General features: G+C 59.1%; 19 protein-coding genes. 15 read left to right on the top strand and 4 right to left on the bottom strand.

Translation table 11 applies throughout. The features are described from left to right. Positions 1-85 precede the first annotated feature (85 nt). From Q0K10_RS14255 to Q0K10_RS14240, 4 genes are all read left to right on the top strand, one after another. Positions 86-547, top strand: coding sequence for a YcfL family protein (locus tag Q0K10_RS14255; protein WP_294508306.1), 462 nt, complete (start codon positions 86-88; stop codon positions 545-547). A gap of 26 nt (positions 548-573) precedes the next feature. After that, entirely contained in the window at positions 574-1230 is a 657-nt protein-coding gene (locus tag Q0K10_RS14250) for a hypothetical protein (protein WP_294508303.1), read from the top strand. 241 nt (positions 1231-1471) lie between these two features. Next, positions 1472-2830, top strand: a complete 1359-nt coding sequence (locus Q0K10_RS14245) for an MATE family efflux transporter (protein WP_366943021.1) — start codon at positions 1472-1474, stop codon at positions 2828-2830. A 142-nt stretch (positions 2831-2972) separates the two neighbouring features. Further along, positions 2973-3878, top strand: a complete 906-nt coding sequence (locus Q0K10_RS14240; RefSeq protein WP_294508297.1) for a hypothetical protein — start codon at positions 2973-2975, stop codon at positions 3876-3878. A gap of 154 nt (positions 3879-4032) precedes the next feature. Here Q0K10_RS14240 and amrS read toward each other — a convergent pair whose 3' ends face one another. Next, complete coding sequence (gene amrS, locus Q0K10_RS14235) at positions 4033-4911, bottom strand: AmmeMemoRadiSam system radical SAM enzyme (RefSeq protein ID WP_294508294.1); 879 nt, start codon at positions 4909-4911, stop codon at positions 4033-4035. Positions 4912-5116: 205 nt separating this feature from the next. On the opposite strand from amrS, the gene Q0K10_RS14230 reads away from it, so the two are divergent. From Q0K10_RS14230 to Q0K10_RS14190, 9 genes are read left to right on the top strand one after another with little or no spacing between them, the layout of a single operon-like run. Next, a complete protein-coding gene (locus tag Q0K10_RS14230) occupies positions 5117-5380 on the top strand; it encodes a phosphoribosyl-ATP diphosphatase (RefSeq protein ID WP_294508291.1) in 264 nt (87 codons plus the stop codon). A gap of 21 nt (positions 5381-5401) precedes the next feature. Next, positions 5402-6250, top strand: a complete 849-nt coding sequence (hisG, locus tag Q0K10_RS14225; RefSeq protein ID WP_294508288.1) for an ATP phosphoribosyltransferase — start codon at positions 5402-5404, stop codon at positions 6248-6250. A 19-nt stretch (positions 6251-6269) separates the two neighbouring features. Continuing rightward, the gene (locus Q0K10_RS14220) at positions 6270-7247 is read left to right on the top strand and encodes a KpsF/GutQ family sugar-phosphate isomerase (protein WP_294508285.1); all 978 of its coding nucleotides are present in this window, start codon (positions 6270-6272) and stop codon (positions 7245-7247) included. Between the two features lie 28 nt (positions 7248-7275). Then, positions 7276-8385, top strand: a complete 1110-nt coding sequence (bamD, locus tag Q0K10_RS14215) for an outer membrane protein assembly factor BamD (protein WP_294508282.1) — start codon at positions 7276-7278, stop codon at positions 8383-8385. Then, positions 8382-8909, top strand: coding sequence for an LPS assembly lipoprotein LptE (lptE, locus tag Q0K10_RS14210; RefSeq protein WP_294508279.1), 528 nt, complete (start codon positions 8382-8384; stop codon positions 8907-8909). The genes bamD and lptE overlap by 4 nt, the downstream gene beginning before the upstream one ends. Before the next feature lie 42 nt (positions 8910-8951). Then, on the top strand, positions 8952-10253 hold the full coding sequence (locus Q0K10_RS14205; protein ID WP_294508275.1) for a potassium transporter TrkG: 1302 nt from the start codon (positions 8952-8954) through the stop codon (positions 10251-10253). A gap of 14 nt (positions 10254-10267) precedes the next feature. Beyond that, on the top strand, positions 10268-10924 hold the full coding sequence (locus Q0K10_RS14200) for a TrkA family potassium uptake protein (RefSeq protein WP_294508272.1): 657 nt from the start codon (positions 10268-10270) through the stop codon (positions 10922-10924). 2 nt (positions 10925-10926) lie between these two features. Beyond that, positions 10927-11355, top strand: coding sequence for an HIT family protein (locus Q0K10_RS14195; RefSeq protein WP_294508269.1), 429 nt, complete (start codon positions 10927-10929; stop codon positions 11353-11355). A gap of 25 nt (positions 11356-11380) precedes the next feature. Continuing rightward, positions 11381-12004, top strand: a complete 624-nt coding sequence (locus Q0K10_RS14190; RefSeq protein ID WP_294508266.1) for a hypothetical protein — start codon at positions 11381-11383, stop codon at positions 12002-12004. Positions 12005-12049: 45 nt separating this feature from the next. On the opposite strand, the gene Q0K10_RS14185 is transcribed toward Q0K10_RS14190, so the two are convergent. The 3 genes from Q0K10_RS14185 to Q0K10_RS14175 form a co-directional block, all read right to left on the bottom strand. Continuing rightward, on the bottom strand, positions 12050-14323 hold the full coding sequence (locus tag Q0K10_RS14185; protein ID WP_294508263.1) for a pyruvate formate lyase family protein: 2274 nt from the start codon (positions 14321-14323) through the stop codon (positions 12050-12052). A 91-nt stretch (positions 14324-14414) separates the two neighbouring features. Further along, entirely contained in the window at positions 14415-15287 is an 873-nt protein-coding gene (locus Q0K10_RS14180) for an AraC family transcriptional regulator (protein ID WP_294508260.1), read from the bottom strand. Positions 15288-15377: 90 nt separating this feature from the next. Further along, positions 15378-17786 (bottom strand): hypothetical protein, encoded by a 2409-nt coding sequence (locus tag Q0K10_RS14175; RefSeq protein ID WP_294508257.1) that lies wholly within the window; start codon positions 17784-17786, stop codon positions 15378-15380. 208 nt (positions 17787-17994) lie between these two features. Here Q0K10_RS14175 and Q0K10_RS14170 point away from each other — a divergent pair, with 208 nt between their 5' ends. Both Q0K10_RS14170 and Q0K10_RS14165 read left to right on the top strand, forming a co-directional pair. Next, on the top strand, positions 17995-20346 hold the full coding sequence (locus Q0K10_RS14170) for a mechanosensitive ion channel domain-containing protein (RefSeq protein ID WP_294508254.1): 2352 nt from the start codon (positions 17995-17997) through the stop codon (positions 20344-20346). Positions 20347-20476: 130 nt separating this feature from the next. Continuing rightward, positions 20477-20947: a hypothetical protein gene (locus Q0K10_RS14165; RefSeq protein ID WP_294508251.1), complete on the top strand. Its 471-nt coding sequence runs from the start codon at positions 20477-20479 to the stop codon at positions 20945-20947. Positions 20948-21004 lie beyond the last annotated feature (57 nt).

Genomic DNA, 21004 nt, shown 5'->3' with positions numbered 1-21004 from the left:
TGAGGATTTTACTCAATTCAAACTCGTAAAAAATTGAGTTTTTCCCGGCATCGAAGTGGAATTTTATCATAGGAGAAGAAGAGTGATGATGAAACAATGGCGTATCTGCGTACTGGCCGGCGGACTGCTGTTCGCCGGAGTCGGCTGTCAGAATACGGTGAACCGGGTTGAGAACGCGGAGCGTTCGATGGTGCAGAACGTGATCCATGACAAACGGTTCATCACGGACGGGTTTCTGGAGGATCGGCTGCTGCTGACCGGGGTGAACACCGCGGAAACGCCGGACGGATTTCTGCGGGTCCAGCTTACGGCGGTCAACGCGCGGGTCGGCTTTTTCCCGGAGATGTGGAGCTCGATCACCGGGGAGAACCCGTATAAAATCCAGTACCGCTTCACCTGGTTCGACCGGAACGGGATGGCGATGGATTCGATTCTGTCGACCTGGCAGGAGATGACCGTGATCCCCGGCGAGGAGGTGCAGATTCAGTCGGTCGCGCCGAGCCGCGACTGCAGGGACTTCACGATCAGCCTCAGGGAAGCGGAATGAAGCGACAACGGACAGGAGAAGAGAGTATGAAGAGAAATGAGACAATAACGATGTTCATGGCGGCGGCGCTGGTCTGCGGGTTCGCCTCCGGATGTTCCTCGACGAAAACCGTGACCTTCGATCCGACGAATCCGACGGTCAACACGGCGCGGGCGCTCGGGACGGTTTCGCAGGCGGAGTGTTTCATGGCCGCGCGCGAGGCCGCGCAGAATGCGATTTCGAGTCCTTCGTTTGAGCGTTTTCTGGCACAGTACCGACGGGAAAAGAACGACACGCTTGCTGTGCCGCTCATGCAGGTCGGCCATCTGCGGAATCAGACGGATGACCCGAATCTGCAGATGGGGCTCGTGACCGATGAATTGTGCACGGCGCTTCTGAATTCGGGCAAAGTCGAGGTGACGCTCGCGACCGGCGCGGACGCTTCCGCCACGTTTGCCGAGGCGCGCGACCTGCGCAAGGACGACAACTTCAATCAGTCGACCGTTGCGAAAAAGGGGCGGCTTGAGGCTCCGCGCCTGAGCCTGGAAGGGGGGATCCTCTGGAACCGGGTCGACACCGCGGACGAGAAGGTGCAGGTTTACTCCTTCAACCTGAAGCTCGCGGACATCGACACGGGCAAAGTGATCTGGACCTACAACAAGCCGTTCGGCACGAAGAAGGTCAAAGGCACGTTCGGCTGGTGACCCGGAATTTCGCCTTTCCGTACTCGTTCCGCGGGGGGAACGCATGACCGGAGCGCTGTCCGGGGCTCCGGTTTTTGCGATTCCATCCTTCCGTCGGCGATTCCGCCGCTTGCGGACAGAGTTCTTTTTTTCTGGTTTCGTCCTGTTTCCGGCTTGACAAATGAATTTTACGGTGTATCTTCCCCTTCGACTTTGCCGGATCGTCCGCCGCGGATGAGAACCCCGGCGGTCTGGACTGGAAATGAATGTGAAAGAGTTGTTCCGCGATCGGGTGTTCAACCGGAAGCTGCTCGGGCTCGCTTTCCCGATCTCGTTGCAGAATCTCATGCTTGCACTCGTCGCGGCTGCCGACGCGATCATGCTCGGACGGGTCAGCCAGAATGCGATGGCCGCCGTCTCGCTCGCCACGCAGATCCAGTTCGTGCAGAATATGCTGCTCGGCGCGATCGTCTGCGGCGTCGGCATCCTCGGCGCGCAGTACTGGGGCAAGCGGGATTTCGGGAAGATGGGCGAAATCTTCTCTCTGAGCATTCACGAGGCGCTGCTGGTTTCGGTGGCGTTCTTTCTCGGCTGCCGTTATTTCCCGGAAAAACTCATGCTACTTTTTGCACATGATCCGGAGCTTGTGGCGATCGGCTCGGAGTATCTGCGGGTGGCGAGCTGGTCATATCTGCTGACCGGCGTTTCGCAGTGCTACCTCGCGATCATGCGTGTGAGCGAACACGCTTCCCGCTCGGCGTGGATCAGTTCCGGAGCCGTGGTGCTGAATATCGTTCTGAACGCGGTTTTCATCTTCGGCTGGTTCGGCGTGCCTGCAATGGGTGTGCGCGGCGCGGCGCTGGCGACGGTCATCGCCCGCGTCATCGAGCTGGCGTGGTGTGTGGTGTCGAGTTACGAAAAGAGCTTCATCCCGTTGAAAATCCGGGAGTTTCTGCATTTCAACCCGACATTGTTCCGGGATTTCTGGCACTATACGCTGCCGGTGCTCGGGAGTTTTCTGCTCTGGGGGATCGGATTTACCTCGTACACGGCGATCATGGGCCACCTCGGGCCGGACGCGGCGGCGGCCAACGCGGTCGCCGCAGTGGTGCGTGACTTGATGTGCTGTCTGTGCAACGGCATCGCCGCGGGCGCGGGGATTCTGATCGGCAATGAGCTGGGCGCGGGGAATCTCCCGCTCGGGAAAATCTACGGGCAGAAGGCGATGATCCTGTCATACCTCATCGGCGGAGTTTCGACGCTCGTGATTTTAAGTTCGATTCCGCTGGTGTCGAGTTATCTGGATCTGACGGAGCAGGCGCATCATTACATGGTCGGGATGTTCGTGATTCTTTCGGTCTACATGATCGGGCGGTGCGTCTGCACGGTGGTGATCAACGGCATCTTCTCCTCCGGAGGGGACACGCTGTTCGATGTGTACAGTCTGGCGGTCTGCATGTGGGGCGTTGCGCTGCCCTGTGCGTTTCTCGGGGCGTTTGTCTTTCACCTTCCGGTGCTTGTGGTTTACGCCTGCACCTGTGTGGATGAAGTCGGCAAAATCCCCTGGGTGATGCTGCATTACCGCAAATACAAGTGGGTCAGAAACATCACCCGTCACTGACCGCGAACCGCATCCGGATCGGTGCTGCTTCTCCTGCCGTTTCCCTCGGCAAATTTGCATTTTTTCATGTTTTCGTTTATATTAATAACACGGCCTCACGGCTTTTGAAGATGTGAAAACCTGCAAAAATAGGGAGGATACAATGAAGAATTTCCTGTTTGCCGCCTTGTCTGGCGCTCTTTGTCTCTGCTGTGTTTCCGCAGATGACGATTATGATTTGAGACTCAACGGCGATTTCCGGGGAGCGGGTGCGAATGCCGCGCTCGCGCCTGGCTGGAGTGTCTCTCCGGGGGACGGTTCGACCCGGGTGATTCCCGGCGAAGATTACGATGAATTCGCCATTGAAATCACTGGCGGCCGGGACGGAAAGACCATCTCTACGGATTTCTATCCGGTTCACGGCAATGCCGTCAAACTTGAAACCGAAATCAAAGGGAGCGGTGCCGCACAGATCGGGGTTGCTGCGTTTGGCGCGGACAAGAAACCGCTCTTCACTAGAACGCGCACATTCAATGCCTCAGCCTGGTGGAGCACGGCCAAAAATGTTTTTCGCATTCCTGAGCCCGAGGTGAAGTTCGTCAAGATCGTGCTCTGCGCCGAGCCGGGTTCCACGATCGCTTTTGCGGATGTGGATGCGGAATTCAAGCGCTATGCCGTGCCTTCGGTTCCGGCTCAGACGCCGGCGCCCGCCGTCGCGCCGCAGCCGGCGCAGACGATTCCTCCGACTGCGACGCTGCCGTCCGTGATTCATGAGAAGTGCTACTCGCTCGATGAAATCGGCGCAATCGTCCGTCAGGCCACGGTTCCGCTCGGGGGCGAGATTGATTTTGCGCTGGAGGAAGATGCTTCCCGGGCACAGTACTGGACCATTTCAAGTTACGATTCCGCGGTCTGTCGTGTCGAAATCGAGCATGACCGGGAGGGCATCTGGCCGTTCCGCCGCGATCTGGCGAAGATCGAACTCAAGGGCGTGGCGAAGGGAACGACGACGGTTCTCTTCACCTATCCGGACGGGAAGAACTTCCAGGTGCTCTTCACGGTGCGCTGACGCGCCCGCGCTTCTTTCGCGCGGCGGGATGACGGACGAAACGAATGCTCCATCTTCCTCTGATGGAGTTTCCCGCGTGTCCGTCTCCCGCTTTTTCACGTGAGGAGCGGGGATGGATTATCGTGGTTGTCCGTTCCGCCCCCGCCCGGTATGTTCAAATGTTTCCGAGTTGAACGAATTTGAACCCGCGCTCCCCCGCGCGGTCGCCGATCCGGTGCAGCAGCGACGCCGGCGTTCGCGGACTCTGGCGGTAGTGGTAGGCCGGGAAATAGGCGTTGAAATGCAGCGGCGTATCGAGCCCAAGCGCGGATTCGACCCAGTCGAGAAATTCTTCGATCATCGCCGGAGAGTCGTTCCGGCCGGGAATCACGAGATTGGTGAGTTCCAGGTGTCCGCCTGCCTCGTTCTTGAAGATTTCGCATGCGGTCTTGACCGGGGAGAGCGAGCCTCCGCACATCGATTCATAGAACTCCTCCGAAAACCCCTTCACATCGATGTTCGCCGCGTCGACGAGCGGATAGAGTTCCCGTGCCGCTTCCGGATCGATGAAGCCGTTCGTCACCAGCACGGTCTTCACGCCGACGGGCCGGGCGATTCTGGCGATGTCCATGGCGTATTCGATCCAGATGGTCGGCTCGTTGTAGGTGAGCGAAATCGAGGGGCAGTCATTCGCCAGCGCCAGCGAAACCGCTTCGGCCGGCGTCACCACCCGCCAGTCGCCGGCCGCATTGTAAACTCCGCGCGAAAGCGAACTGTTCTGGCAGAAACAGCAGTCGAGATTGCAACCGAACGCGCCGAGCGAAAGCGTCTGTGTGCCCGGCAGAAAATTCATGAGCGGTTTTTTTTCGATCGGGTCGATCGCGATGGCGGCGGGCCTGGCGTAAGCGAGCGTGAGCAGCTCCCCTTCCTCATTGCACCGCGTTTTGCACCAGCCGCATCCGCCGCGGCCGATCACGCAGTGCCGCGGACAGAGGTCGCAGCGGACGGCGCCTTCCGGAAGGCGGGTGTAGAATCGGGCCGGATTGCTGGACATGGTTCTCCTCTTTGCGGTTGCCTGAACGTCTTAAGCGAAACGTAACGCGGAATTCCGGAAAAGTCAATCGTTTTTCCCCGGAAAAAAGGGAAAAATCCAGCGGTTTCCGGAAAATCCGGCCCGGTGTGTTGCTTTTTCCGGATCGCGGAGCTATATTATCAGCCATGATACCTTTTATTAATTTGTGTGAGACAGGAATCCCGTAATGAAAACTTTTGATGGGTTGTTCGAAGAGTTGAAAGCCAAGGCCGCCGCCGCCGACCCGGCCTCCGGGACGGTCAAGGAACTTGCGCGAGGCAAACATTTCATCGGCAAGAAGGTTGTCGAAGAGGCCGGCGAGGTCTGGATGGCCGCCGAATACGAGGGCCGCGAGAAAACCGCCGAGGAGATTTCGCAGCTGCTCTACCATCTGCAGGTCATGATGATTGCGAACGATCTCGAACTCAATGACGTCTACAAATACCTCTAACGATCAGGATACCGCGTAATTATGTTGAAAATGGCGATTCCGAACAAAGGCGCTCTCTCCGAAGACGCCGTTCGGCTTCTGGGGGAGGCGGGGTACAAGTGCTCCCGCTCCGGCCGCGAACTCGTGGTCAGCGACCGCGTCAACGAAATTGATTTCGTTTTTCTGCGTCCGCGTGACATTGCGCTCTACGTCGGAAACGGCGTGCTCGATCTGGGCATTACCGGGCGCGATCTGCGGGCCGACAGCGGCGCGCAGGTTGTGGAGCTCATGCCGCTCGGTTTCGGCCGTTCCCGCTTCTGCTTCGCCGTTCCGAAGGGGTCCGGGCTCACGGTTGAAACGCTCGGCGGGCTCCGGATTGCAACTTCGTATCCGGAACTGCTGCGGCAGAATCTTGAGAAGCGCGGCCTCAAGTGTCCGATTGTCCGGCTGGACGGGGCAGTGGAGATTTCGATCCGCCTCGGTGTGGCCGACGCGATTGCCGACGTGGTCGAGTCCGGAGCGACGCTGCGCGAAGCGGGGCTGGAGATCATCGGCGAACCGATGCTCCACTCCGAGGCCGTGCTGATCGGCCGCTCGGCGGAGCTGCAGGACTGTCCCGAAGTGAAAAAACTTACGGCCCGTCTCAAGGGCATCATCGTCGCGGGCAGCTATGCGATGATGGAGTATGACATTCCGCGTTCCGCGCTCGATGCGGCCTGCGCGATCACTCCCGGAATCGAGTCGCCGACCGTCGCGCCGCTGTCGAATCCGGACTGGGTCGCCGTCAAGGCGATGGTGCTCCGCAAAGAGTGCAACCGGATCATGGATGAGCTCTATGACATCGGCGCCCGCGGAATCATCGTTGCGGACATCCGCTCGTGTCGGCTGTAACTGCTTGAGGAATACGGAAATGAAAAAAGAGATTCTCGTTCGGGCCCGCGAGGTGTTCGATACCGAGGTCGCCGGAGTGAACACGGTTCGCGACAACCTCGGCGAATCGTTCGTGCAACTCGTCAACCGCTGCATGAAAACGATTTCGGCCGGAGGAAAACTTGTGCTGACCGGCGTGGGGAAGAGCGGATACATCGGCAAAAAGATTGCCGCGACGCTTTCGAGCGTCGGTTCTCCGGCTGTGTTCATGCATCCGGTCGAGGCACGTCACGGCGACCTCGGGATCATGCAGAAGAATGACTTGCTTATCGCGCTCTCCTACTCCGGGGAGACCGAGGAGCTTCTGGCGGTGCTGACTCCCGCCAAACGGCTCGGCGTCGAACTTGTGTCGATCACCGCGAGCCGTGGATCGAGTCTCGGGCGCATGAGCGACCTCGTGGTCGAAATGCCCGTGCCGAAGGAGGCGTGCCCGTTCAATCTCGCTCCGACGACGACGACGACCGCGCTGCTGGTGCTCGGTGACGCGCTCGCAATGGTTCTGCTCGATGAACAGGGTTTTACAAAAAGCGATTACGGCCGGCTTCATCCGGGCGGCGCGATCGGCCGCATGGTCACGCTGCGCGCGGAGGACATCATGCGCGGGCGCGACCGTTCCGCGATCGTCGGGAAAGAGGCGACTGTGCGTGATGCGATCATCCGCATGAGTGCGGCGCGTTGCGGTTCGGCGATCATCGAGGATGCGGAGCATAAGCTGCTCGGGATTTTCACGGACGGGGATCTCCGGCGCTGGGCGGAGAAGGATCTTTCGGTGCTTGAACGCAGGATGTCCGAGGTCATGACGCCGAATCCGGTCGCGGTTCGTGCGGAACAGCTTGCGGTTGAAGTTCTCAAGGTCCTTGAAAGCCGCCATATCGATGACATTGTCGTGACCGATGAGTCCGGATGTGTCGCCGGATTCATCGACGTGCAGGATCTGCCCGGACTTAAATTGATGTAAAAAAAGCATTCCGGATAAGGGGGGACGCATGACCAGTTTCAGACGAGGAGTGTTTGCCGCGTTTCTGCTCGTCGCCGGGTCGTTCGCCGTTCAGGCGGATGACGGCGAAGCGGTCGAACTCTACCGCGAGGGGCGCGAGGCGTATGACGGGCAGGATTATCGCGTGGCCTCAAAGAAGTTCGAGGAGGCCGAGCTCTACGCGGACTCCCCGGTCATCAAGTCCAACGCGTTGCGGGCGCGGATCGCGGCGCTGCAGATGTGCAGGCTGCCGTATCAGGAGTTCGAAGCGATTGAACGGATGTTGACCGGCTATCCGGAATACGCCGATTTTGTCTCCCTGGTCCGTCGGGAGTATGAGATCGCGAAGATGTATGACGAGGGCGTGCGCGAACCGGCGTTCTGGAGTCTGCGCTGGATTCCGTGGCTGGTCGGGGACGACAAGAGCATAGAGATCTACAAGAAAGCGCTGGAACGCGCGCCGTTTTCGGAAAATGCACCTTCCGCGCGGCTGCGTCTGGCCTATCTGCTCGACCAGGAGGGGCAGGTCAAGGAGTCGCTCGACGAACTCCGGCGCCTGATTCAGGAATTTCCCGATTCGCCGCAGTGCAAATGGGCGTATCTCGCGCTCGGGAACGGGTTGTTCGAGCTCTCCCGCCGCGGAGACGGCGATGCACGGTACGCCCGCGAAGCCTACGATGTGTTCCGGGAGTTTCAGAACAAATATCCCGATGCGCCGGAGAATGATTATGTGCGGGTTGTGCTTGCGAAAAGCAGAGACATTCAAGCGGAGCGGCTGCTCGGGATCGCTGAATTTTACGAGGACTCCGGACGAAAGGAGGCGGCGGAACGCTATCTCGCGCAGGTGATCCGGGAGTTTCCGGACACCGAGGCCGCAGGGGACTCCGAGCGGCGGCTGGTCGAGCTCGACAAGAATTTCGTGCCGGACGATTTCGTTGCGGCGAAGGACTCCCGGATTCAGCGTTACCGTTCTTACCAGTTGCCGGCGGAATCCGGCAAGCTGCTGATTGTCCCGGGGCGCGGCAACCGGAAATATCTGCTGCCGGTTTACGACCTCGGTCTGAGCAAGGAAGGGGATCCTCCGGCGGTGGCGACCGGAGAAGGCGAGGTGAAACCATGAAACGATATATCGGATTGGCCGTCATCGGGCTGGCTGTGCTGTTCTGCGGCGGTTGCGGTTACCGGATTGGAAATATCATCCATCCGCAGATCAAGAGTGTCGCGGTTGCTCCCGTGCAGAACGAAACGCTTGAACTCAATCTGACGGCGCAGGTGCGGAATCTTCTCTGCGAGCGGTTTATGACGGACGGTTCGCTGAAGCTCGTCGACGAGAAGGAGGCGGACTGCATTGTCTATGCGCGGATTGTCGATGCGAAATACTCTGAAGTCTCCTGGGCCGAGAGCACCCGGGCGGAGGACGGAGAGGACATTCTTCTGCCGAATGAATGGACTGTTACGCTCACCATCGAATACACGGTTATCATTCCGGGGCGGGTGAAGCCGCTGGTTTCGGCGCGGAAGGTCACCGGGTCCGCGAACTTTCAGACCGGGCCGGATCAGCTGACCGGGCGTATGAATGGTGTCCGGCAGGCCGCGTACGCCGCGGCCAAACAGGTGGTCGCTTCTTTTACGGAAGGGTGGTAATGCGCTTCCGCCGGGGAGCAAGGAAGGAGTTCTGCTGCTGCAATGGTGATAGGATTTGTCAAAAAAGGGCAGTCGCTGTTCATTCTCTCCTTTCTGGCGCTGATTTTCTGCGGGACGGTGTTTCTGAAGCTGCCCTGGTCGTATCACGGTGCGTTGTCGTGGGTTGATGCCTACTTCATGGCGACGAGTGCCGTGTGTGTGACCGGGTTGTCGACGGTTCCGGTGGGGGATTTCACGATTTTCGGGCAGGTGGTGATTCTGATGCTGATCCAGCTCGGAGGGATCGGGATTATGACGCTGTCGGCCTCGATACTGCTGCTTCTGGGGAGAGGGCTTTCATTCAGCAATACACTGCTGATCTCAAATCTTTCGGACAATTTTTCGCTGCGCGGGACGGAGGGGTTGACCCGGACGGTCATTCAATATGTACTGGTCAGCGAAGGGATCGGGTTTCTGTTTCTGCTGCCCGGATTTCTCGCAAGCTATCCTTGGGAGGAGGCGGTCTGGTACTCCTTCTTTCATGCGATTTCGGCTTTCTGCAACGCGGGGCTTTCGCCGTTTCCGGAGAGCATGATCGGGCAGACGCGCTGGACGCAGATGACGGTGGCAGCGCTCATTGTGCTCGGCGGTCTCGGGGTCTATGTGATTTATGATCTTCTCATGGTGTTTCGACGGAAACAGTACCGGCTTCGGGTTCACTCGCGCGTGGTGCTTGTGACGACGTTGATCCTGATCGTTGCGGGTAGTGGATTGCTCTGGCTGAACGGCTGGGCGCGGGGAACGGGTCTGAGCTGGTATGATGCGATCTTCCAGTCGGTGGCGGCCCGGACGGCGGGGTTCAACAGCGTCGACATCGGGGAGCTTCCGGCGGAGAGTCTGACGTTGATCATCATTCTGATGCTGATCGGCGCGGCGCCGGGGTCGACTGGCGGCGGCATGAAGGTCAGCACGGTTGCGCTGGCGGTCGCTTCGATCGTCGGGACGTTCAAAGGGACTCCCGAGGTGCAGATGTTCCGGCGGACGATTCCGATTTCAAACGTGCTGCGCGCTTACACGATCATGGTGACGTTCATTCTGCTCACGTGCGCCGGGGCGGTGTTTCTGCACATGCTGACGCCGGACCGGTTTGCGATGATGGAGTGTTTTTTTGAATCGGCCTCGGCGATCAGCACGACGGGGTTGTCGACGGGGGCGACTTCGAGTCTGACTTCGTTCGGGAAGATCTATCTGGCGTGTTACATGTTCGTCGGCCGCATCGGGCCGTTTACGATCATGCTGTTCCTGCTCAGCCGGGAAAAGAAACGGCGGCTGCGCTATCCGGAAGAGCGGATCATCATCGGTTAGGGGAGGAAATCGGAATGTCGAAAAATCATTACGCCGTCCTGGGGCTCGGCTCATTCGGGGCGAAACTGGCGGTGGCGCTTGCAAAAGCGGGCAACACGGTGCTGATTGTGGACATCGACCAGCAGCGCGTGGACGATCTGCGCGACAAGGTTACGGAGGCGGTCATCGCCGACGTCAGCAACGAGGAGGTCGTGCGTGAGCTCGATGTGCGGAAGTTCGATGCCGTGATTCTCGGGATGAGTTCCCACTTCGAGGATCAGGTGCTCGCATTGACGCTGGTCAAGCAGGAGGGGGCGCGCAAGGTGATCGTGAAGGCGAACACCGTGATTCAGGAGCGGATTCTCTTCCGGCTCGGCGCGGACGAGGTGATTCAGCCGGAACAGGATGTTGCCGAGCGTCTTGCGCGGCGGCTCACGATGGACAACATCAGCGACCTCTTCGAATTCAAGGGGTCGGCGATTGCGGAAGTGACGGTTCCGGAGTCGCTTTCGGGGCGTTCGCTCCGTCAGCTCGATCTGCGCAACCGCTTCAACGTGACGGTGCTGCTGCTGCGCAAGCCGGGCGGCTCCTCCGAGACGGTTATGACGCCCGACACGATTCTGGAGAAGGGCGATCAGCTTACGGTATTCGGCAGCCAGAAATCGATCATCGAACTATTCAGGGAGAAGTGAAAATGGGTGAATGTATCTTCTGCAAAATCATCAAGGGTGAAATTCCGTCGTGCAAGATCTACGAGGATGATCTGGTCTATGCGTTTCTGGACATCGGACCGATCAATTTCGGTCACACTCTGGTGATTCCGAAGGAACATCATGAGTCTTCCGCGACGATTCCGGAGGCGACGGCTGGGCGGATGTTCCGCATCGGGTCGCGGATCGGCGTGGCGTTGAAGCGGGAGCTCGATTACGAGGCGTTCAATCTGCATCTGGCGGACGGAACAGCGGCCGGGCAGGTGGTCATGCACGCCCATCTGCACGTGATTCCGCGCGGCGTGGAGGACGGGTTCCACTGGAACTGGCGGCAGCTGCGCTACGGGGATGGCGAGGCCGCGGCCGTGGCGGAGAAGATTGTGAAACGGCTTGCCGCGGCCGCCGCGAAATAATCTGTTCAGGAAGGGGGGCGGTGGAATGAGAATCCGGCATGTCGCCATAATGGTTGCGCTGGTGGCCGCATTGCTGCCGTTGTCGGGGAGGGCGGATCAACTTGACCGGATGGTTTCGCAACTCGATCGGCTGGAGCGGTCGTTCTGGCGTGCGCTGCCGATGAAGTCGGACAGCGACTTTCACCGTGCGACGGAGGATCTGCTTTCGGAGGTCACCATGACGGCGCGTTCGATCCAGAGCGTGGCGTCGCGCGCGGGCAGCCGCCACCCGAATCTCACGGCGGAGATGAACCGGATTCAGACGATTTTCGAGGAGATCGATCCGGCCTCCGCGAAAGGGTATCGGTTCAACTTCAAATACACGTCGTTCCGCGACTACCGAACCCAGTTCCGGAAGGATCTGCCGGAGGAGAAGCGCAAGCAGAAACTCGAACCGACCATGGGGAATGTTTCGGTTGACGACTATCAGAGATGGCTCGACGAGGTTGTGGAAGACAATGTCGCCAAAATCGGCCGCCAGCGGGGTGGAGGGGGCAAGACCACGGAGTTGCTCCGGGAACACACGACGACTTTCTTCACTGCGATTGCGACGATGCGGGTGACGCTCATCAAATATCGTCAGGAGAAACAACTCAGTTTCCCGGAGTGAACGGGGAGCGGAACGAGGGGGGGCGGAACAGCCCCCCCCTGCTTTTCAGGCGCGGTGCTTGGTGCGGGCGATCAGGTGATCCTGGATTTCGGAAGGGATCAGTTTGAACAGCTGCGAGTAGCCGGCGACCCGGACGGGGATGTTGCCGTAATGTTCCGGATCGCGCTTCGCCTGTTCGAGCCGTTCGGCGGAGACGACGTTCCACTGCATCTGGCCGACGCCCATGGCCAGTGCGCTTTTGAGCAGTGCAACGAATCGTTTGACGCCGTTTTCTCCTTCGAACAGGCTCGGGTGCAGGTCGATGATCGCGGCGGAAGCGCCTCCCGCTTCGCGGTGCGGCTGTTTTGCGAGCGAACGCAGCAGCATGGTGACGCCCTCCTTGTCGCGCCCCTGGTGAGGAGAGAGCGAGTAGGCGAGGGGTTCTCCGGCATGGCGCCCGTCCGGCATGGCGCCGACTCCCTCACCGAAATAGACGTTGTTGTAGAAGCTGAACAAATGGACGAAGAGCCGGTTGTCTTTCTCGCTCCAGCGGTCCATGAGTGCGATGAATTCGCGTGACAGGTCAGCGGCGATGCGGTCGGTTTCGTCGCAGCCGTTGCCGTATTTCCGGCTTCCCGCGAGCAGTTGTTCCCGCAGAGTTTCGTATCCGGCGAAGTTGTTTTTGAGTGCCTCAAGCAGAGTTGCAGCGGAGAGTTGATGCGATTCGAAGAGCTGTTGTTTGAGCACGGCGAGTGAATCGGCTGTGTCCGGGACGCCGAGCAGACAGATCGAGTGCCAGTTGTAGATTGCTCCGCCGTCGGTGATGTCGCGGCCGCGTTCGATGCAGGAGGGGGTCAGCAGCGAAAACGCCGGAAGCGGCCCGAAAAGCCGTTGATTGAGTTCTCCACGACGGCAGTGGTAAACCATGAGAGAGGCCATATGTTCGACGTTCCGCCGGAACAGCCTGAGGAGTTCGTCCCATGAGCCGATGCCGGTGAGATCCGGAGTTTCCGGGAGAATCTGTTCGCCGGTTTTGGGGTCGCGTCCTCCGAAGAGAGTCAGCTCCAGAACCCGAAGCAGGCTGAACCAGCCGGAAACCGCATGGCTGTTCGCCTTGCCGGGAATGGTCAGTTCGACGCAGCCGATCGGCGCGTAATTGCGGGCGTCCTCAAGCGCGATGCCGCGGTTTGCGAGTGCGGGAATGAAACAGTCGTCGTTGAAGAAGAAGGGGATTCCGCCGCCTTTGAGCACGAGTTCGGCGCACTGTTCGAGAAAATCGTCCGGTGCGTGCGGGGGAATCCGGACGGAAAGGTCGCGGATCTCGCCGAATCGTGCGGTTGATTCGAGGATGATCCGGCTCATCTCGCAGAGCGCGCTGTTGCCGTCGGCGTCGACGCCGCCGAGGGTGATCGCCTGAACGTCGTAGGGGAGATAAAGTTTGATCGCCAGTTCGATCATCCACTCGACCGCCTCCTCGCGCGTGATGAGTCCATGTTCCAGATCATGTTCATAATAAGGCTGAAGGATCTGGTCAAGCCGTCCGATGGAATTGGCATTGATACCGTCGTCCGCACAGGCGATGATGTGACCGATCCAGAGCAGTTGAACCGCTTCCGGGAAGGTTTTCGCGCCGGTTTCGACGGCGAGACAGTTGCGGGCGACTTCGGAATCTCCAGCCAGCCGCGCGAGCTCGGCGAGGCGCCGGCCGAAAAGGACCCCGGCATCGCACAGGGCCATGGCGCTGCGCAGGAAGTTTTCGGCGCGGACGTGATCGCAGCTGTGGAGCGGAGAGTTTGCGAGCCGCCGTTCCGCGAGTTTCCGGATTCCGCCGAAGCCGTGTTTCAGGAGGAACGCGTAGTCGCGGACGGAGTGATTTTCGATCCAACCGCCGGGATTGTAGACGGGAGCCGCTTTTCCCGGGGCGGGCGGGAGCGCGGGCCATCCGCCGGCCTTTCCGGACAGGGTTTCCGTGGGACACTCTCCGGCGGCGATGGCGACGCACCGGTTTTTCTGCTGAAGTTCGGCCGCTTCGCGCAGTTCGGCGAGGCGGAAGGAGCCGAGTTTGTCGAGATTGCGCTGTTTTTCCGCATCGTCGCCCGGAAGGTCGTCGCCGAAGAAGTGGTTGAAATGGTCGCCGGCGAGGCGGGAAGCGGAATCGAACGTGAGCGGCATAAGTTTTGCAGATTCGTATACAGTCATTGCGCGAATCTGGGAGAGGGAACGTTCCGGCCGGGTAGCGAGGAAGCGTGCCGCATCACGGAGCATGGGATTGGGATTGTCGGGAAAGGAACCGCCTTTTTCCTTGATTTTCTGAAGAAGCGCCTGCTGACGGGAATTCATGATGATGCCTCCATTTGGTTTGCTTTCATATAGCATACCATGCCGGAGGGAAAATATCTTTGGCGAATTTGCTATTTTTTTGAAGAATCGTCTATTTTTTTCGAATTTCTCCGGGGGTGACCCCCGTGAGTTGATGGAATCTCCGCGTAAAGTGGGAGACATCGGCGAAGCCGTATTTTGCGGCGATCTCCTTGATTTCAAGCCGGGAGTAGAGCAGGTCGGATCGTGCCGCCTGGAGTTTCCGGGCGGCGAAGTAGTGCTGGATGCTCTCCCCTGTTTCTTCGCGGAAGATGCGGCAGAGCAACGCGCGGCTGACGCCGACGTGCGCCGCAAGTTCGGCGAGAGACAGGGTGCCGGAGAGTCGTTTGGACAATTCGGCGATGGCGGCTTCAACGGTTCTGCGGTGGCTTTCGCCGGTGGCGCGTCCGGGGGAGAGCGACAGATTGCGATGGAGTACGGCGAAGAGTTTGAGCAATCCCGACTTTCGTTCGAGTTCGGCTTCCGGACCGATCCGGGAGGCAGCGTCGAGCAGCTGGAGGAAGGTCTGCTCGTAAGCGGGGCGGTTCACAAGCTGCTGATGCGGTGGAAGGGTTTCGGGATACCGCACCTGTTCGCGGCACGCTTCAGGAGGAACCGGATGGGGATGATAAGAGTGCGGCGTTTCAATGAGATCGAAATGAAGATTGTACATCCGCACAGGAACCCCGCAGTCGAGCTGGAAGTAATATCCCTCGCCGGGACGCACAAGGAATACTGTGCCGGGGCGGATGGGGATGGTTTCGCCGCGCAGCTCATAGCTGCCGGATCCCTCATGGAAATAGTGAAGCGCATGATCCCCGAGACAGGATTGCTCAAAGATCCGCATGGTTTCGTCGACGGGGAAATCATGCGCGAGCCGCAGCCACGGAGAGTAAGGCTGCGGAGCATTTGGCGCCGGAGTTGTGATGAATCTCTGTTCGTTCACTGGATTTCCCTCTGATTCAAACAACGCGGAAAAAGATCCCCGCGTTGCCTGAGATAGCACTGCGGGGAGAGATGGGCATGTGAATTCTGCTCAATCCTCTTCGCCCCAGGCGATCTGGAGGTCGCCGGTCACGTGTTCAAGTACATACCGCGCCCCCATGGCGTCCGCCTCGAGCCGGGAGGCGAATTCCGACTCCTGGGCGAGCGTCCCCTTCGGATCCCCTTTGTAGAAACGCACCGACTTCACGTGACCGGCTTCCGGGCGGAACACGATCCGCGCGTCGGAGAGCCCCGTCACCGTGATCCGGCGCTTGACTCCCGGCATGATCGAGGTCGCCTCGCGGCACTGGATTCGTCCATTCGTCATCGTCACGAAAATCCGGCATTCGAGATTCGACGAACGCCAGGCCGGATAGTGCGCTCTGCCGTTGTAGAGAATCGTGTCCGCTCCCGTGAAGAGCGGCGCCCCGTCCGGAAAACGCAGAAACTGCGTCACGGTCGTATCCGTCCCGAATCCGGCGTAGTAGAGCGCGTTGTTGTGATAATGCAGCGTGAGGCGCGGATCCGGCGTTGCGGCATCGTATTTCTCAAATTCCAGGTGATAACCGAAATTGTTCAGCGCCTCGCGCAGAAGCGATTCCGCCGGATAATAGGTGTTCCGGTCGAACGGCGTGGCGAAGTGGCAGTTCTTTTCCATGGCGAAGGAGTTCGTTCCGCGTACCCACGCCGCGCGCCCGCCGTTCCATTCCGGCCGGGCGACACAGGCCAGTGCCGGACGGCTTTCGTCTCCACGCAGGTATTCCGCCCGGATGTCCACCGGCGTCTCCGGCGCGAAAACCCGGTCGAGCGGTCCGCCCGAATAACGGGCGAGGTGTTTGATCAGCCGGCATCCGGTAAGCTCAAACTCTCCGTCGATTCCTTCCGCCGGAACGATTCCAAGCAGTTTTTCGACCGCTTCCCCCCGGGCCGGGCCGTAGAACAGCACGTTCCCTCCGGTGGCGAGATGCGCTTCGAGTTTCTCCGCCACGCGCGGATTCTCCATCGCGCAGGTCGGCGCGATGAGAATGCGCCCCGCGAACGTTTCCGCCGGCGCCGAGACGAAGTTGTCCGTCGAAATCACGGTGTTGAGCGGAAAACCGGTGTTCAGCGCGCCGCGGATCAGGTAGTCGTTCGCAAACACCTCCTCCAGACGCTCCCCCGCATAGACGAAGTCGTGGTACTCGTTGAACGGATAGACCCAGACGAGCGGTCCGGCCTGGTCCGGCGCCGTGCGGCGCGCGTCCTCAAGATATGGAATCACCTCCAGCGGCACCTGATCCGGCATCCGCCCGTAGGAGTCGTCGATCGAAAGGATGTGCAGTGCATTCGCAAGCATGACCTTGCCGTTCCCGTCGAGCCGCGCGACCGCCATCGGCAGAAAGATGTCGTGCGGACTGCGGCCGTAGCGGTCGAGCCACGGCGAATTCATGAACCAGATGTCGTGCGTGTAGTAGCGGAACGGAAACTTCTTCCCCTGCGGGAGTTCGGCGATATGGCTCATCCAGCCGGCCAGTTCCATTCCGAAATCCCCGTCGAGCGCGGCCCAGGGGGAGTTCGGCGCGACTTCGAGATCCTTCACCTCACGGTAGATTTCGCGCAGCGGCGTCGCATCGCTGGTCAGATCCATGCCGGTGCTGAGGTTCGTCCCCCGCGTTTCGATCGGGATGTCGGGACACTCGCGCCGGAAGTCGCGCCAGAAGTTGTGCATCGCTCTGCGAACCTCTTCGGCCTTCTCCGGGAAGAAGTCGTATCCGTCGAAGATCGCCCCCGTGGCCCCCCAGGTCTCCATGCCGAAGCCGAAGCCGTTCGAGAACCAGATGTAGTCGAACTCCATGTCCTTCAGGTATTTCTGAGACTGCTTGCCGATGAATGTTCCGAACGATTCCCCTTCCGGAATCCCGTTCGGATAGGCCGCGTAACTGCGATGATCCGCATGCAGCGTCGTGTAGCAGCAGACGAAGGTCTTGCCGCCGAGGCAGAAGCCGCGGCATACTTCCGGATGGCGTTCATATTTGAAACTCGAAAGCGCGAATTCCGGCCCCGAATCGAAGGTGGCGCCGATGCGCAGTTCCCGATTGTACTTCTGCCGGAATGATTTGCGCAGCGTCCGCATGAGTTGGCGGAACTCCCCGTACGTCCAGTCCGGAGCCTCTTCATCCTTGAGGAAGGGACGCGGACGCTCGTGAATCGTCTGGAGTTCGGCGGGTTTCCCCGACTCCGCGCCGTGCGGGTTGGCAACGCCGATCCATTTCGCCCATTCGAAGGTGTCCTCCATCCTGCCGCTGTAGTCGAGGATCTCCGAACCGTCGGCGGCCCAGAACATGAGCGATACGGCGCCGCTTTCCCGGATCAGCGGATCCCACTGGCGGAAAATCTGTTCCGCAACGCGTTCGAATCCCTTTTCGCTGCGATCCCGGAACGGCTTGAGCGAAACTTCCAGATCGAGTTTTTCCCACTGCATGACTGATGTCTCCTGATGATGAATGGACTTCCCTGGAGTTAAGTATAACCCGGGACAGGCGCTTTGGCTAGGAGCTCTTTTACAAATTTTGTGAATTTTTCCGATTTTGTCAATGGAGTCCAAAGGGATCATTCCGCCATTTTCCGGATTTTCCGTTGCATGTCGATAGATCGTGTGGTATATTGGGAGAAATGCGGAGGGAGTTCTGATGCGGAAAATTCTGTTGCTGCTGATTGTCGGGCTGGTGCTGCTGTCCGGATCCGTCCGTGCCGACCTGGTGGAAGGAAAAGAGATATCGTTCGATCGGATCGAGAACTGGGACTACATTCTTGCAAAACTGGATTCTCAAATTACGCGTGCGGACCAGATTCTCTCCTCCTATCAGTCGTCGCGTGAATTCAAGGCCGAAAACGCCGACTTCACCAGGAAAATTTACATGCAGGCCGACGAATTGCGTTTTCTGCTCTCGGTGTGTGCTCCTCAGAATGTGTTCGAGATCACGTTGCGCTGTCAGCAGATCGACGATCTTTCCATGATTTTCCGGCGGCGTTACGATGTGCTCAAGACGATTCGCACTGCCTCCGTGGAACTCACAACCCGTACGGAAACCATCCGCAGCGAATTGGATCGGATGAGTTCGCAGCCGCAGTACCACCGCTATGAGGCGAGGATTCGGGAGGTTACCGCAAAATACCAGGCGTTCCGCGACAAAGCCGACAAGATCACCTCCACGCTCGACGGTTATCTGGATCCGAAACTCGAAACCATGATGACCGAACTTGTCGCCGAGGCCGGCAAGGCCCGAACCGACACCATCGACAACGCCTTCTTCTCCCGGCAGATGAGTTTCTGGCAGCTGCTTCCGGCCACGAAACAGATCATGACCTACTGGTATTATACTTCGATGGATGCCAGACAGTTCGGCGGAAGCGGTCTGAGCCGCGGGGATCTCCTGACTTTCCTGGTGGTTTTCCTGCCGCTGCTGGTGTTGTTTCTGGTGGCGGGACCGCGATGGGTTTATCCATGGCTGCTCGCACAGACACGCTTTCCGGACAAATACCGCAAGTCAAAGCTGTTTTTCGTCGCCGGATTTCTGCTGGTTCTTGCCCTTTCGCTCTATTTGTTCCAGTTCCGGACGGAGTTGAATTACTCTTCCCAGGTGCATCAGCTCAGCCAGACATTCGAGGCTTTGGCGCTGCTGCTGCTGGCGCTCGCGTTCCGCATGGATCGTCCGGCGATGCGCCGTTGTCTGGGGCTGTATCTGCCGTTTATTTTTCAGAGTTTTGCGGCCAACACGCTGTTTGCGCTTGTGATTCCGTACCAGCCGCTGATGCTGATCTCGATCCCGCTGAACATCTTCTGTATTTTCTGGGCGTTTCTGATGCTGCGCCGCCGCGGGTATCCGGTCTTCGATCTGGTGATTGTCTGGTCGGCGATTGCGGTTGTCGCGGTGGAAACGGTGCTTATCGCCTGGGGATTTCCGTACATCGGCTTCACGATGATGCTGACCGGTTTCATCGTGCTTGGTCTGTTCGAGGCGGCGATTGCGGCGAGCCGCATCATTTTCAACCGCATTGCCGAATATCCGGAGTCGCGCATGAGCAATCTGTTTTTGCGTCATCTGGTGTTTCCGCTGATCTGGCTCGGCGGACTTGCGATCATCGTCAGCAACATCTCGAGCACCTACCATCTCGGAGGCTGGCTGAACCGCTGGGCCCGTGAGCAGTTCAATGTGTACAACTTCCTCTCCTTCAGCGTAAATGATCTGGTGACAGTCGTCATTGTGCTGCTGGTCCTGCTGTTTCTGGTCGCTCTGGCCCGGTTCCTGATCTTCCGGGGATTTGAAAACAGCCGGGATCGTGGAATGGTGCTGTCGTTCGTCACGCTGGGCAATTACATTGTCTGGGCGCTGTTTGCGGTTTTCGTACTGCTGGTTCTTGAGGTGCAGTATTCGAGCGTGCTGGTGATTCTCGGCGGTTTCAGCGTCGGTTTCGGTTTCGCGTTGAAGGAGGTGCTGGAGAACTTCATTTCCGGGATCATTCTTCTGGTCGGTCAGCAGGTGCGTCCGGGGGACGAGATCGAGTTTGACGGTATTTACGCGAAAGTGCGGGCGGTCAGCTTCCGGGCGACGGTGATTGAGACGTTTGACGGTTCGGTCATCACGCTGCCGAATACGAACGTCCTTTCGAAAGATTTCCGCAACTGGACACGCATGGGCAGCCGCATGCGGCGCGATCTCCACATCGGTGTGGCTTACGGCTCCGATTTGAAACTGGTTCGTCAGACGCTTCTCGATGCCGCCGCCGCGCTGCCTTCGATCTACAAGCAGCCGGCGCCGGAGGTCTACTGCTCGGAGTTTCAGGACAGTGCGATCGACTTCATGCTGCGGGTCTGGGTGCGGACCGGGGCTCAGGTGATCGTGCTTTCCGCATTGCGTGAAAAGGTCGCCGAGCTGTTTGATGAACGCGGAATTTCGATTCCGTTCGATCAGCTTGATGTACGTCTTGTCGAGGTTTCTCCGAATATTCCGGGAGATGGCGGCGGGAATTCTCCGTTGTGACGGTATCGTGACCGGGGGAGGCATAATGGATCATATGGGCAATGGTTGCGGTGTGTGCCGTCTGGTTCGGATGGTGTTGTTGTTTTCGGTTGCATGTGCAACCGGGTTGCTGAGAGCGGAGGATATTGTCATGAATCCTGTCAGGAGAGAACATCCCCGGCTGCTGGTCGGGGACGCGGGGTTTGAACCGCTGAAAAGAAACGCCGGAACTCCGGCGGGGAAGGGGCTTGCGGAACGGGTCATCCACGATGCGGAACAGCTTCTGGACATTCCTCCCCAGGCGCGCCGGATGGAGGGGCGCAGACTGCTCATGACCAGCCGGACCGTCCTTTTCCGGATCACGACGCTCTGCGTTGCGGAGAAGCTCACGGGAGAGCGGAAATACGCCGACCGGGCGATCCGCGAGATGGTCAATGCGGCCGGGTACTCCGACTGGAATCCCTCCCACTTTCTCGATGTCGGCGAGATGACGCTGGCACTTGCGCTCGGCTGTGACTGGCTGTATGCTGTCATGACGCCGGAGGAGCGGGAGATTGTTCAGCGCGCGATCGTCGAGAAGGGGCTCAAACCGTCGTATCAGGGAAAACAGTTGCTATGGTAAAAAGGAATGATGCAGCGATTATGAAATGAGAGAGGCTGATTCTCAAAGATGTGATAC

The organism is uncultured Victivallis sp. (assembly GCF_944391105.1).
Taxonomy (GTDB): domain Bacteria; phylum Verrucomicrobiota; class Lentisphaeria; order Victivallales; family Victivallaceae; genus Victivallis.
The sequence above is the reverse complement of the archived record's forward strand: the minus strand, read 5'-3'. Positions and strand labels throughout refer to the sequence as shown.

Bases quoted from the DNA above. Each gene is read 5' to 3' on its own strand.
- Q0K10_RS14240 (WP_294508297.1), top strand. From the start codon at position 2,973: ATGAAGAATTTCCTGTTTGCCGCCTTGTCTGGCGCTCTTTGTCTCTGC.
- lptE (WP_294508279.1), top strand. From the start codon at position 8,382: ATGAAACGATATATCGGATTGGCCGTCATCGGGCTGGCTGTGCTGTTC.
- Q0K10_RS14250 (WP_294508303.1), top strand. From the start codon at position 574: ATGAAGAGAAATGAGACAATAACGATGTTCATGGCGGCGGCGCTGGTC.
- Q0K10_RS14185 (WP_294508263.1), bottom strand. From the start codon at position 14,323: ATGAATTCCCGTCAGCAGGCGCTTCTTCAGAAAATCAAGGAAAAAGGC.
- amrS (WP_294508294.1), bottom strand. From the start codon at position 4,911: ATGTCCAGCAATCCGGCCCGATTCTACACCCGCCTTCCGGAAGGCGCC.
- Q0K10_RS14230 (WP_294508291.1), top strand. From the start codon at position 5,117: ATGAAAACTTTTGATGGGTTGTTCGAAGAGTTGAAAGCCAAGGCCGCC.
- Q0K10_RS14245 (WP_366943021.1), top strand. From the start codon at position 1,472: ATGAATGTGAAAGAGTTGTTCCGCGATCGGGTGTTCAACCGGAAGCTG.
- bamD (WP_294508282.1), top strand. From the start codon at position 7,276: ATGACCAGTTTCAGACGAGGAGTGTTTGCCGCGTTTCTGCTCGTCGCC.
- Q0K10_RS14175 (WP_294508257.1), bottom strand. From the start codon at position 17,786: ATGCAGTGGGAAAAACTCGATCTGGAAGTTTCGCTCAAGCCGTTCCGG.
- Q0K10_RS14195 (WP_294508269.1), top strand. From the start codon at position 10,927: ATGGGTGAATGTATCTTCTGCAAAATCATCAAGGGTGAAATTCCGTCG.
- Q0K10_RS14190 (WP_294508266.1), top strand. From the start codon at position 11,381: ATGAGAATCCGGCATGTCGCCATAATGGTTGCGCTGGTGGCCGCATTG.
- Q0K10_RS14165 (WP_294508251.1), top strand. From the start codon at position 20,477: ATGAATCCTGTCAGGAGAGAACATCCCCGGCTGCTGGTCGGGGACGCG.
- hisG (WP_294508288.1), top strand. From the start codon at position 5,402: ATGTTGAAAATGGCGATTCCGAACAAAGGCGCTCTCTCCGAAGACGCC.
- Q0K10_RS14205 (WP_294508275.1), top strand. From the start codon at position 8,952: ATGGTGATAGGATTTGTCAAAAAAGGGCAGTCGCTGTTCATTCTCTCC.
- Q0K10_RS14255 (WP_294508306.1), top strand. From the start codon at position 86: ATGATGAAACAATGGCGTATCTGCGTACTGGCCGGCGGACTGCTGTTC.
- Q0K10_RS14220 (WP_294508285.1), top strand. From the start codon at position 6,270: ATGAAAAAAGAGATTCTCGTTCGGGCCCGCGAGGTGTTCGATACCGAG.
- Q0K10_RS14200 (WP_294508272.1), top strand. From the start codon at position 10,268: ATGTCGAAAAATCATTACGCCGTCCTGGGGCTCGGCTCATTCGGGGCG.
- Q0K10_RS14170 (WP_294508254.1), top strand. From the start codon at position 17,995: ATGCGGAAAATTCTGTTGCTGCTGATTGTCGGGCTGGTGCTGCTGTCC.